The sequence below is a fragment of the Duganella sp. HH101 genome (assembly GCF_001758795.1).
GTDB classification, from domain to species: domain Bacteria; phylum Pseudomonadota; class Gammaproteobacteria; order Burkholderiales; family Burkholderiaceae_D; genus Rugamonas; species Rugamonas rivuli.
The window spans coordinates 1-12,029 of the sequence record NZ_LRON01000030.1 but is presented as its reverse complement, the minus strand read 5'-3'; the positions used below and the strand labels follow the sequence as shown (position 1 = coordinate 12,029).

The window sequence follows — 12,029 nt, the reverse complement described above, 5'->3', positions numbered from 1 at the left end:
CCTTATTCATAGTGCAGCGCCTGGGTCGGACTCAGGCGCGCGGCGCGCCAGCCCGGGTAGAGCGAACAGAGCAAGGATAGCAGATAGATCACGCCGGCCGATAGCGCCGTCGCCATCAAAAACACCGCCCAGTTCAGGCTGTCGCCCAGCACGCCGGTCAGCGGCAGTTGCACCAGCAGCAGCAGGGCGATGAAGATGGCGCCCGAACTGAGCAGCATCTGCTCGACGATGATCTGGCTGTAGATGTGGCCGGAATCGGCGCCGATGGCGCGGCGCAGGCCGATCTCCGGGATGCGCTGGGTGGTGTTTTGCCACAGCACGCCGAACAGGCCGAAGGCCACCATCACCAGCAGGAAGGCGGCGATCACCGCCAGTATCGTCAGCGGAATGGTCTGCGCCTTGAGCATCGAGGTGCGCATGTCGGCCAGCGGCGAAATGGTGTAGCTCCAGTCGTTGCGCACCAGCTTGAGCTGGCGGTTGAGCGCGGCCTCGAAGGTGCGCGGCGTGCCCTTGCGCACCTTGAGCTGGATCGCTTCGAGCGAGCCTTCGTCGGCGCCGGTTTTGTGGCGCACCAGCGTGAAGCCGGTCGGCGACATGAACTCGCCCTGGCTGCGGAATTCCTCGACGATGCCCACCACCTTGAATTGCTTGAGCGCCTTCTTGGGGCGGTCCTCGTTCTCGCTGAACACCTGGCCGAGCGCCGGCTTGCCGTCAAACAGTGTCTGCGCCAGGCGGCGGTTGATGATCACCGGATGCTCGGCGGCGCCGTCGTCGGCCCTGGAGAACCAGCGGCCCTCGGCCAGCGCCATGCCGGCCACGGCGGGAAACTCGTCGCTCATTTCAAACAGGTTGGAGACGAATTTGCGCTTGCCATCGCGCAGCGTGAATTCGCTGGTCCAGTTGGACGATTGATACACCGGGAAGCTGGTGAAGCTGACTTCCTCCACTTCCGGCAAGGCCTTCAGGCTCTGGCGCAGCTTGTCGTAGATCTGCGGATCGGCTTCGATGCCGCCCTCGGTGCGGGCGTTGATCCCGACCGACCACACATCCTGGTAGCCGAAGCCGGTCGGCAGCTGGTACAACTGCCAGCTGCGCAGCGCGAAGGCGCTGATGGCGAACACCACCACGAAGGCCAGCAGGATTTCCAGCGACAGCATCATATTGCGCGACTTGCGCTTCCAGATCAATTTCAGTAAGTGGCGCAGCATCATGCGGCTCCTTTCAAGGCGTGGACGGGATCGAGGCGGGACATCTTCCAGGCCGGCAGCACGCCGGACAGCAGGCCGAAGATGGTCGCCAGCAGCAAACCCATGCCGAACACGGCCAGGTTCAATTCCACATGCAGATAGGGGATCAGGCCCGAGCCCTCCAGCCACCACAGCACCACGCGTGCGCAGGCCAGGCCGATCAGCCCGCCGACCAGGCACAGCAGCACATTCTCCAGCACCAGCTGGCGCACCAGATGGGCGCTGGTGGCGCCGAAGGCCTTGCGCACGCCGATCTCGCTGCTGCGTTCGAGGATGCGGCCGGTGTTCAGGTTGATCAGGTTCAGCGCCGGCAGCATCATGAACAGCAGCATCAGCACGCCGATCACGGCCAGCAGCTTGCCGGCGCCGGAATCGGCGCCGTCCGGCTGCGTCAGCATGCGGGCGAACAGGTCCAGCTTGCTGTCGCCCCACACGCGGGCGATGTTGAATTGATTGGGGTCGTCGAACACCACGGTCTTGGCGGCCGCTTCGATGTCGCGCTGGATGCGCGGCAGGTCGGCGGCCGTGTGCGCCAGCACCAGCATGCTGAAGTTGCCGAACATCTGGCCGCGGTAGTCGGTGGACGGGAAGGTCGTGACCGGCGCCCAGATGTCGGACAGGGCGTTGACGTGCATCGCATCCTCGACCACGCCGATGATGCTGAAGTACTGGCCGCCGATGCTGATCTTCTGGCCCAGCGCCTGCTGGCCGGGGAACAGCTTGCGCGCGGTGCTGGCGTTGACCACGGCCACGAAGCGGCCCTGCTCGACGTCGGCCTGGTCCGGCACGCGGCCCTGCAGCACCTTGAAGTCGAGGATTTTCCAGTATTCGGCGTCGGTGCGGCGCATCAGCAGTTCGCTGACGCGGCCTTCCTGGTAGACCGACACGGTTTCCGGCATGGTGGCGGCCGATACCGCCTCCACGCCCTTCAGCGGCTTGATGTACTTGTCGATCAGCTTGAAGCCGAGCGGGCTGCGGCGGATGCCCTTGTTCTCGCTGTGGCGCGCCTCGATCATCACGGCTTGCACGAAGCGCTCGCTCTTGCCTTCGACCCCGGTCGGATAGAAGGCGTTTTGCAGCAGCGCCGTGACCACCAGCAGCACCACCAGCGTCAGCACGATGCACAGCAGGTTGATGGCGGTGAACAGCTTGCGGCGCATGAAGACCTTCCATGCGGTCAGCAGATAATTCCTGAACATGGCGTCTCCCTAAGCGACCAGCTGGCCGTCGAACACGCGCACGATGCGGCTGGCCAGCCTGGCTTCCTGCTCGTCGTGCGTGACCATCACCACGGTCGTGCCTTCGCTGTTGAGCTTGAGCAGGATGTCCATCACTTCCTGGCCCATCTTGCTGTCCAGGTTGCCGGTCGGCTCGTCGGCCAGCAGCACTTGCGGCTGGCCGACGATGGCGCGGGCGATGGCCACGCGCTGCTGCTGGCCGCCCGACAGCTGGTTGGGGTAGTGGTCCATGCGCGCGCCGAGGCCGACTTTTTCCAGCGCCTCGCGCGCCAGCCGCTGGCGCTTCTTGGCCGACAGGTCGCGGTACAGCAGCGGCAGCTCGACATTGTCGATCACGCGCAGGTCGTTGATCAGGTGGAAGCTCTGGAAGATGAAGCCGAAGGTGTTGTTGCGCAGCTTGGCCACGTGCTTGTCCTTGTACGAAGCCACGGGCGCGCCGGCCACGTGGATGGCGCCGCTGCCTGGCCGGTCCAGCAGGCCGATCAGGTTCAGCAGCGTGCTCTTGCCGCAACCGCTGGGGCCCATGATGCAGACGAATTCGGATTTCTCGACGTGCAGGTCGATGTCCTTCAGGGCCAGGGTTTCGACTTTGTCGGTCTGGTAGGTTTTGCTGACTTTGCTCAGGCGTATCATGATGGTCCTTTCGGTGCGGTTTATTGCGCCACGCGGATGCTGTCGCGATCCTTGTAGCGGCTGGTGTCTGAAATGATGAGGCGGTCGCCGGCGCGCGCGCCGGCCAGGATTTCCACGGCCTTGCCGTCGCTGGCGCCGAGGTTGAGCGTGGTCTTGCGGGCGACGCCGTCGCGCACCACGAAGACGTCCTGCGGGCCGCGGCCGTTGAAGGCGGGGCCGTAGTCGGCCAGCAGGGTGTTTTTCTTTTGCTCGGTGACGATGTTGACCTCGACCCGCAGCTTGTTGCGCAGCATCGCGTGGTTGGGCTGGTCCAGCGTCACCAGCAGCTTGACGGTGCCGTTCTGGATTTCCGGCAGGATGGTCTGCACCACGCCGTCCAGGCGCACATTGCCCTGCTCGACGCGCACCGGCTGGCCGGCGCTGAGCGAGCGGGCGTGGAAGTCGGACAGCGAGGCTTCGACCTTGTAGTTGCTCAGCTCGGAGACCTTGGCCACCAGCTGGCCGGTGGCGAGGCTGGCGCCTTCGTCGGCCAGCAGCCAGCTCAGCATGCCGGCGAACGGCGCCCGCACCTGGGTTTGCGCCAGCAGTTCCTGTTGCTGTTGCAGTTGTTTTTGCAGGATGTTCTTTTGCAGCCGCGCGCCTTCGATGCCGGAGGAGGTGACGCGCTTGCTGTCCTCGATCTGCTCGTGCTGCTGGCGCAGCTGGATCTCGTTGCGCTTGACGTTCAGTTCGGCCGTCAGCAAGTCCTCGGCCGAGACGCCGCCGGCCTTGCGCAGCGTCTGGTATCGGCCCAGCTTGACGCGGGTGGCTTGCAGGTCCAGCTCCAGCAGTTCGATGGCGCTGAGCAGCTGCTTGCGTTTCTGGTCCATCTCCAGCGTCAGCGCCAGGATGCGGTTTTCCTGCTGCGCCAGCTGCTCGCGCAGGCCGTCGATGGCCAGCACGATGGTGCGGTTGTCCAGCTCCAGCAGTAGTTCGCCGGCCTGGACCTGCTGGCCGAGCTTGGCGTGGACCTTGGCGACGTGGGTCTGGATCGGGCTGGACACCAGTTCCTCGTGCACCGGGATGACGATGCCGGAGGCGTTGATGGTGTTGGCGATGTTGCCGGTGCGGACTTGCGCGATCAGCAGGCTGTCGGCGTCGACGCTGGGGCTGACCACGCGGTTGATGCCCCAGGCGGCGGCGCACAGCGTGGCCAGCGCGGCGGCCAGCGCCATGACGGTCTTGCGCCGGCGGCCAGAGATGATCGAAGGGTTGAGTGCCTGGTCCATGGAGATGCAATAGAAAGCTGAAGTTCTGCTCTCCATTGCAATTGCCGTGCCACATGCCGCGCAGGGCGGCAAAGCCAGTCAAATCAAGGCCCGGGCGCGCGGCCGCCGGTGGGGCCGGTGGCGCGCGCCTGCCCGTCTCCGCTCAGCACCGTCCGGAAACGGACACCCCCGCTTGCCTAGAAGCGGTACTTCAGCGACAGCGCCGCGCTGCGCGGTGCGGCGTAGGTGATGGCGCCGTAGGCGGCGAACATGCCGAAGTGGCGCTTGTCGAGCGCGTTGTTGAGGTTGAACTGCGCCGACCATTGCTGGTCGATGTCGTAGCGCGCCATCAGGTTGACCAGGCTGTAGGCCGGCTGTTCGATGCGGCCATTGGTGTTGGCCGGCGCCTTGGGATCGGCCGTGTAGCTGCGGCCTTCCCAGCTGACGCCGCCGCCGACGGTCAGCGCCTTCCAGTCGCCCGGCAGCTGCCAAGTGGTGAACAGGCGCAGCAGCTGGCGCGGATAGACGCTGTTGACGTCGACGCCGGCCGCGTCCTCGGCGTGGAAGCGGGTATAGCCGATGTTGGCGTTCCAGCCCCTGGCCAGCTGGCCGGCCAGGTCGAACTCGATGCCGCGGCTGGTGGCGCCGGTGCTGGCGCGGTACCAGGCTTCCGGCGCCAGCGGCCCGTCGCCGTCGCGGTCGACCATGCCGCCTTCCTGGCCCAGCTTGTCCTGCCTGATCTGGAACACGGCCAGCGAGGCGTTCAGGCGGCCGTCGAAGAACTCGCCCTTGACGCCGGCCTCGGCGCTCTTACCCTCGACCGGGGCTAGCATCTTGCCGCCGTAGTCCTTCAGGTTCTGCGGCTGGAAGATGCTGGTGTAGCTGGCGTAGGCCGAGTAGTGGTCGCCGATGTCGTAGACCAGGCCGGCATACGGCGTGACTTCGCGGTCGTGCTTGAGTTCATAGGCGGGCGTGTAGCGGCCGTAGCCGGTCTTGTCGTAGTTGGTCAGGCGGGCGCCGACGATCAGCTTGAGCGGATCGGCCAGCGCGAAGCGCGCCACGCCGTACAAGGCTTGCTGCCTGGTGACGCTGCTTTCGTAGAACTGGGCGGCGCTCCATTTCGGTTCCGGATAACTGCCGTCCCAGGTGTTGAAGTTGCCCACGGCCGGCGTGCCGCCGGGGCCGAAATCGGCATCGTAGCTGTCGGTGTTGAATTGCTGTTTCGAATGGATGTAGCCGAACGCCGCCTCATGCTTGCGGCCGCCCAGCGTGAACGGGCCGCTGGCGTGCAGGCCGAAGTCGTCCTGCTTGGTCTGCGTGTGGTAGGCGCCGGCAAACGCGCCCATGCCGAGGCCGGTGGTGCGGTCGGGAATGCCGGACAAATACAGCAGCGCGGAATCGGCCTTGCGGTCGCCGTGGCTGTAGGTGGCGCGCAGCTTCCAGCCGTTGTCGAATTCATGATCGAGGTTGGCGAAGAAATTGTCGTACGCCGAGCCCCAGCGGGTCCAGCTGGCGGCCGAGGTTTTCGAGACGTCCCAGTTGGTCTTGCTGCCGTCGGTGTACCAGTAGGGCAGGCCGCCCCACATCGGTCCCTTGGGATCGTTCTTCTGGCGGCTGTAGCCGGCCGACAGCAAGGTCTTCGCGCCGAGGTCGGCTTCAACCGTGCCATACAGCGTATGGCTGTTCTTCGTCATCAGGCTGGCCCAGCTGTCGCCGGCCTGGTATTCGCCGACCATGCGCGCGCGCACGCTGCCGGCCTGGTTCAGCGGCGTGGCGACGTCGGCCATGGCGCGGCGCTCGCTCCAGCTGCCGACGCCCGCTTCGGCCGAGCCGGTCAGCTCCTTGCTGCCGGCGCGCTTGCGCACCAGGTTGATGGCGGCGGAAGGATTGCCGGCGCCGGTCATCAGGCCGGTGGCGCCGCGCACCACCTCGACGCGGTCGTAGGTGGCCAGGCTGCCCAGCACTTCGCCCGAGCTCCACGGCTGGTCCCAGGTGGTCGGCACGCCGTCGATCTGCAGGTTGTCGATGTCGAAGCCGCGCGCGGTGAAGCCGGCGCGGTTGGTTTCGTATTGATTGACGGAGACGCCGGTGACGTTGTTGACGACGTCGGTGACGGTGACGAGGTTCTGGTCTTCGATGCGCTGCCGGGTGACGACCGAGATCGATTGCGGCGTGTCGCGCAGCGCCATGTTCAGGGGCAGGGCGGTCCTGGCCTTGCCGGTGGTGTAGGCGCCGGTGCCCTCGGTGGTGCTGCCCAGGCCCTGGCCGCGGATTTCAATCTGCGGCAGCACCGCCGTGGGCGCTTCCGCCTCGATCTGCGCCTGCGCCGCCGGCCATGCCAGGCCCAGTGCGACGACGATCGCCAGCCGTTCCAACTTGTGCTTTTCCATCTCTATCCCAAAAAGTCGAGAGAGTATGGCTGGCGGCAGCGGGCTTCTCAGTTAAATATGCGAATGATAACCATTCTCATCCTTGGCTGTCAAGGCGCTTGCTCATGCCGGTGTAGGCGAAGTGCCGGCCGTCGATCAGGAACATGTCGGGGATTTCGCCGGTGCGCACGTAGCCGCTGCGCTGGTAGAGGCTGATCGCGGGCGTGTTCAAGGACAGCACTTGCAGGTCGATCCAGGCCAGGCCGGCGGCGTCGCGCGCCCATTGCGCGGCGTGGGCGAGCAGGCGGCTGCCCAGGCCATGCTTGCGGAAGTCGCGGTCGACGCCCATGCCGAGCAGGCAGCGGTGGGCGGCGTGGCGTTCGGGATGGGCGCGCAGGTCGATGTGGCCGGCGATGCGGCCATCGGCGTCGCGCGCCACCCACAAGCGGCGCCAGCCGGGCGTGCCGAGCGGGGTGCGCAGGCCGGCCTGGAAGGCTTCGGCCTTGTCGGCGGGGAAGCGCGATGCGTCGCGCGGCAGCGGCTGGAAGTAGGCGGTGTCGCCCCGGCCGTTGTCGGATAAATGATCGTCGAGATAGCGGAGGAAATCGCTGAAGCCCGCAGGCTCCAGCTGTTCGATAAGTAGTTGGCTCATCGATAAATTGTAGCGCGGTTTGGCTAGGCGGCTAATGCCAGCTTCGGCCGCTGTCGCTTGAGCAGGCTGCCGGCCGGCGCGGCGCGGCGTCCGCTCGCCAGCTTGAATACGCCCACCAGCTGCACCAGCCGATGCGCCTGGTCCTGCTGCGCCTCGGCCGCTGCCGCTGCCTGTTCGACCAGCGCGGCGTTCTGCTGCGTGACCGTGTCCATCTCGGCGATGGCCTGGTTGATCTGCTCGATGCCGGCTTCCTGCTCGTGGCTGGCGACGCTGATCTCGCCCATGATCTGCGTCACCGATTTGACGGCGGAGACGATGTCTTCCATCGTCGCGCCGGCTTCGCCGACCAGCTCGGTGCCGGCGGCAACCTTGCTCACCGAATCGTCGATCAGCGTCTTGATTTCCTTGGCCGCCGCCGCCGAGCGCTGCGCCAGCGTGCGCACCTCGGTGGCGACCACGGCGAAGCCGCGTCCCTGTTCGCCGGCGCGCGCCGCTTCCACCGCCGCGTTCAAGGCCAGGATGTTGGTCTGGAAGGCGATGCCGTCGATGACCGAGATGATGTCGACGATCTTGCGCGCCGAGTCGTTGATCTCGCCCATGGTGTGCACCACCTTGGCCACCACCACGCCGCCTTCGACCGCGATCTGCGAGGCGTTGGCGGCCAGCGTATTGGCCTGGCGCGCGCTGTCGGTGTTTTGCTTGACGGTGGCGGTCAGCTCTTCCATCGACGACGCGGTCTCTTCCAGCGAGCCGGCCTGCTGCTCGGTGCGCGAGGACAGGTCCTGGTTGCCGGCCGCGATTTCGCTGGCCGCCGTGACGATGGAATCGGCGCCGCCGCGCACCTGGCCGACGATCTCGGCCAGGCTGTCGCGCATGGCGCGGATGCCGAACAGCAGGCTGCGCTGGTCGCCCTCGCGCACGTCGATCTCCACCGCCAGGTCGCCGGCGGCGATCTGCCCGGCGATGCCGGCCACGTAGTCAGGCTCGCCGCCCAGCTGGCGCAGCAGCTGGCGCGAGATCAGCGCGGCCGCCGCCACGCCGATGGCCAGCGACAGCAGGCCCAGCACGATGGCGGTGTTGCGCGACTGGACGTAGGTGGCGTCCGCCTTCAGCCGGCCTTTTTCCATGGCCTCGCTCTGGTGCGCGACCAGCGCGTCGACGCTGTTCATATAGGCCAGCTGCAGGTCGCGCGTGGCGCCCAGCATGTAGTCGACGGCGCCTTCGATGTCGCCGGCGCTGCGCTTGCGCATCACCTCGTCCACCGCCGCCTCGTAGGGCGTGCGCGTCTCCTTCATGCGCGTGTACAGCGCGCGGCCGGCTTCCGACCTGACCATGCCGTCCAGCTTTTGCATGGCGGCTTCGACTTCCTTGCGTTTTTCGAGGACCACCGCCATTTCCTTGGCGGACTTGGCTTCATCGTGGATCAGCAGCGCGTTGCGCAGCGAGCGGGCGATCTTGTTACTGTGGTTCATGATGGCCTGGGCCTGCTGGACCTTGGTGTAGTTCTCGGTGACGATGACCTCGGTGCCGGCGTTGAGCTGGCCAAGGCTGACCAGGCTGTTCACGCTGCCGATCGCCAGCATCAGCAGGATGGCGCCAAAGCCGATGGCCAGCCGGGTGCTGACTTTGATATTTTTTCGCATGTTCATGTTTAGTCGTTGCTCAAGGTAGAAGCGCGTGCCGCCGCAGAGCGCAAGGATGCGCAGGCGGGAATCGGCATGGATGGAGATGGCGGACGCAGGGATTGGGCGGCCCGTCATGCAATATTTCAATTTTCGTTAATATACATGAATATTTACCTTGGGGCAACAAATGCCGTTTGGACAGTTGGCGTTATGCTATGATCGAAACTCCTGTCTTCTCGCGAACCAAGGTGACTCATGGCTCATCCATTACGCCGCCTGTGCGCCGCCCTGTTGCTGCTCGCTTCCGCCGGGGCGGTCTGCGCGCAGCAGACCAGCTATACCTTCGGCGTGGTGCCGCAGGAATCGGCATCGCAGCTGGCGGCCAACTGGAGCCCGGTGCTGGCGGCCCTGTCCGACAAATCCGGCATCAAGCTCAGCTTTGCGACGGCGCCCGACGTGCCCACTTTCGAGCGCCGGCTGGCGGCCGGCGAATACGATTTCGCCTACATGAACCCCTATCATTTCGTGGTCTACCACGCCAAGCCCGGCTACCGCGCGCTGGCGCGCGCCAAGGGCGAGCGCATCCGGGGCGTGCTGGTGGTGCGCAAGGATAGTCCGGTGCGCGAGATGAAAGACCTGGCCGGCGCCACGCTGGCCTTCCCGACGCCCGCCGCGTTCGGCGCGACGCTGCTGGTGCAGGCCGAGCTGCGGCGCCAGCACCTGCCGTTCAAGGCGGCCTTCGTCAAGTCGCACAATTCGGTGTACCGCGGCGTGGTCAAGGGCCTGTATCCGGCCGGCGGCGGCGTGCCGCGCACGCTGGATTTGCTCGACCCCGACATCTCGCGCGAACTGCGCGTGGTGTGGACCAGCCAGCCCTACACCTCGCACGCCATCGCCACCCGGCCGCAGCTGGATCCGGCGGTGCGCAGCCGCGTGCTGGCGGCGATGATGCAGATCAGCCTGGAACCGGCGCAGCTCAAGCTGCTCGCCGAGATCGGCTTCGACGGCTTCGAGCCGGCGCAGGACCAGGATTGGGACGATGTGCGCCGCCTGGGCATTTCTCCGGCGGACGCCCGGATACAGGAATAGCATGCGTGTGGCATTGAGTTTCCGCGCCAAGACCATCCTCGGCATCGCGCTGATCGAGGCGCTGCTGCTCGGGGTGCTGGTGTTCAGCGTGCTGCATTTCCTGCGCGAATCCAACGAACAGCAGGTGCTGCGCCATGCGCGCGTGACGGCCGAGACCTTCGCCGCCATGTCGCGCGACGCCGTCATCGGCCACGACCTGGAGAGCCTGCAATCGTTCGCGCGCCAGCTCAGCGGCACCGAAGGCACTTTGTACGCGCAGGTGCTCGACGCCGAGCAGCGCGTGCTGGCCGAGGCCGGGCAGCAGGCGGCGCTGGACCGCCCCTTCGTGCCGCACGCCACGCTGGACGAGGCCAGCGACGGCATGTTCGCCGTCGCCAGCCCGGTGACGGTGGGCGGCGTCCATTACGGCAGCGTGCGCATCGGGCTCGATGTCGCCAGCCTGGAGCAGACCTTGGCCGAGGCGCGGCGCTGGAGCCTGTCGCTGGCGGCGCTGGAGATGGTGCTGGTGGCGCTGTTCTCGCTGCTGCTGGGACGCTATCTGATACGCCAGATCGCCCAGTTCACGCACGGCGCGCAGATGATCGCGGCCGGCCAGCTGGGCGGCCAGCTGGAGGTGGCGGGCAACGACGAGATCGCCCAGGCCACGCGCGCGTTCAACCACATGTCGCAGGTGATCATGCAGGGCCGCGAGACGCTGGAGGCGCGCGTGCGCGAGCGCACCGAGGAGCTGTCGCGCGAGCGCGACGCGGTGCTGGTCGAGCGCAACCGGGCCGAGACCGCCACGCGCGTGAAGAGCCAGTTCCTGGCCACCATGAGCCATGAGATCCGCACGCCGATGAACGGCATCCTCGGCATGCAGCACTTGCTGCGGCTGACGGCGCTGAGCGCGCAGCAGCGCGACTATGTCGACAAGACCTATGCGGCGGCCCATTCGCTGCTGGGCATCCTCAACGACATCCTGGATTTCTCCAAGGTGGAAACGGGCAAGCTGGTGCTGGAGCAGGTGCCGTTCAACCTGGAGCAGATGCTGCGCAACCTGGCGCTGATACTCGGCACCAGCGTGCAGGGCAAGCCGGTCGAGGTGCTGTTCGATCTCGATCCCGCGCTGCCGCCGGACGTGGTGGGCGACGCGCTGCGGCTCAACCAGGTGCTGGTCAACCTGGCCGGCAACGCCATCAAGTTCACCGAGCGCGGCTCGGTGGTGGTGGGCGTCAAGCTGCAGTATGCCGACGCGGTGCAGGTGCGGCTGCACTTCTCGGTGCGCGACACCGGCATCGGCATCGACCCGGAGCAGCAGAGCAGCATCTTCGATTCGTTCACGCAGGCCGAAAGCTCGACCACGCGGCGCTTCGGCGGCACCGGCCTCGGCCTGGCGATCAGCCAGCGGCTGGTGCGCCTGATGGGCGGCGAGCTGCGGGTCGACAGCACGCCCGGCGTCGGCAGCACGTTCTCGTTCGCGGTCGCCTACGGCCGCACCGCGCAGGGGCAGGGCCAGGCGCGCGCGGACTTGCCGGTGCGGGTCTTGCTGGTCAGCGCGGGCGAGCAATCGCGCCAGCTGCTGCAGGCGATGATAGCGGGCATGGGCGGCCAGGCCGATGGCGCGGCCGACACGGCCGCCGCGGCGCAGCAGCTGGCGCGACCCGGGACGGCGTACGAGCTGGTGCTGCTCGACGGCGTGGACGACTGGGATGCGATGCAGCGGCTGCGCGGGCGCACGGGGGCGGCCTTGGTCGCGCTGGCCAATGTCGAGAGCTCGCACGCGCTGCACCAGCGCATGCGGGAGCAGGCCGGGGTGCTGGATCTGGTGCTGATGAAGCCGCTGACGCCGGCCATGTTGTACGAGGCGCTGCGCGGGATCGTGCTCGAACAGCACCTCGACCGGCTTGCCCTGCACGCTGGTGCCGAGTATCAGCGCAAGGTTGCGCAGCA

At 66.7% G+C, this 12,029-nt stretch carries 9 protein-coding genes; 2 read left to right on the top strand and 7 right to left on the bottom strand.

Going from position 1 to position 12,029, the window contains the following annotated elements; all coding sequences use genetic code 11:
• Nucleotides 1-2: 2 nt before the first annotated feature.
• The 7 genes from DUGA2_RS29295 to DUGA2_RS29265 form a co-directional block, all read right to left on the bottom strand.
• A complete protein-coding gene (locus DUGA2_RS29295) occupies nt 3-1,211 on the bottom strand; it encodes an ABC transporter permease (protein ID WP_229212363.1) in 1,209 nt (402 codons plus the stop codon).
• Complete coding sequence (locus DUGA2_RS29290; protein ID WP_070272879.1) at nt 1,208-2,446, bottom strand: ABC transporter permease; 1,239 nt, start codon at nt 2,444-2,446, stop codon at nt 1,208-1,210. Before DUGA2_RS29290 ends, DUGA2_RS29295 begins: the two co-directional genes overlap by 4 nt.
• Nucleotides 2,447-2,455: 9 nt before the next feature.
• On the bottom strand, nt 2,456-3,118 hold the full coding sequence (locus DUGA2_RS29285; protein WP_070272878.1) for an ABC transporter ATP-binding protein: 663 nt from the start codon (nt 3,116-3,118) through the stop codon (nt 2,456-2,458).
• Nucleotides 3,119-3,138: 20 nt separating this feature from the next.
• The gene (locus DUGA2_RS29280) at nt 3,139-4,386 is read right to left on the bottom strand and encodes an efflux RND transporter periplasmic adaptor subunit (RefSeq protein ID WP_070272877.1); all 1,248 of its coding nucleotides are present in this window, start codon (nt 4,384-4,386) and stop codon (nt 3,139-3,141) included.
• A 176-nt stretch (nt 4,387-4,562) separates the two neighbouring features.
• Nucleotides 4,563-6,755: a TonB-dependent siderophore receptor gene (locus DUGA2_RS29275; protein WP_070272876.1), complete on the bottom strand. Its 2,193-nt coding sequence runs from the start codon at nt 6,753-6,755 to the stop codon at nt 4,563-4,565.
• Nucleotides 6,756-6,831: 76 nt separating this feature from the next.
• Nucleotides 6,832-7,386 carry a GNAT family N-acetyltransferase gene (locus DUGA2_RS29270; RefSeq protein WP_070272875.1) on the bottom strand — a complete coding sequence of 185 codons (555 nt, stop codon included), beginning with the start codon at nt 7,384-7,386 and terminating at the stop codon, nt 6,832-6,834.
• Between the two features lie 23 nt (nt 7,387-7,409).
• Nucleotides 7,410-9,035 carry a methyl-accepting chemotaxis protein gene (locus DUGA2_RS29265; protein WP_286162329.1) on the bottom strand — a complete coding sequence of 542 codons (1,626 nt, stop codon included), beginning with the start codon at nt 9,033-9,035 and terminating at the stop codon, nt 7,410-7,412.
• A gap of 231 nt (nt 9,036-9,266) precedes the next feature.
• On the opposite strand from DUGA2_RS29265, the gene DUGA2_RS29260 reads away from it, so the two are divergent.
• Together DUGA2_RS29260 and DUGA2_RS29255 are read left to right on the top strand one after the other, a co-directional pair.
• Nucleotides 9,267-10,100 (top strand): phosphate/phosphite/phosphonate ABC transporter substrate-binding protein, encoded by an 834-nt coding sequence (locus tag DUGA2_RS29260; protein ID WP_070272874.1) that lies wholly within the window; start codon nt 9,267-9,269, stop codon nt 10,098-10,100.
• Nucleotide 10,101: 1 nt separating this feature from the next.
• On the top strand, nt 10,102-12,029 hold a 1,928-nt coding region (locus tag DUGA2_RS29255), incomplete at its 3' end, for an ATP-binding protein (RefSeq protein WP_229214794.1).

Coding starts and splice junctions, on each gene's coding strand:
- DUGA2_RS29295 (WP_229212363.1), bottom strand. CDS start 1,211: ATGATGCTGCGCCACTTACTGAAATTGATCTGGAAGCGCAAGTCGCGC.
- DUGA2_RS29270 (WP_070272875.1), bottom strand. CDS start 7,386: ATGAGCCAACTACTTATCGAACAGCTGGAGCCTGCGGGCTTCAGCGAT.
- DUGA2_RS29290 (WP_070272879.1), bottom strand. CDS start 2,446: ATGTTCAGGAATTATCTGCTGACCGCATGGAAGGTCTTCATGCGCCGC.
- DUGA2_RS29280 (WP_070272877.1), bottom strand. CDS start 4,386: ATGGACCAGGCACTCAACCCTTCGATCATCTCTGGCCGCCGGCGCAAG.
- DUGA2_RS29285 (WP_070272878.1), bottom strand. CDS start 3,118: ATGATACGCCTGAGCAAAGTCAGCAAAACCTACCAGACCGACAAAGTC.
- DUGA2_RS29275 (WP_070272876.1), bottom strand. CDS start 6,755: ATGGAAAAGCACAAGTTGGAACGGCTGGCGATCGTCGTCGCACTGGGC.
- DUGA2_RS29265 (WP_286162329.1), bottom strand. CDS start 9,035: ATGAACATGCGAAAAAATATCAAAGTCAGCACCCGGCTGGCCATCGGC.
- DUGA2_RS29260 (WP_070272874.1), top strand. CDS start 9,267: ATGGCTCATCCATTACGCCGCCTGTGCGCCGCCCTGTTGCTGCTCGCT.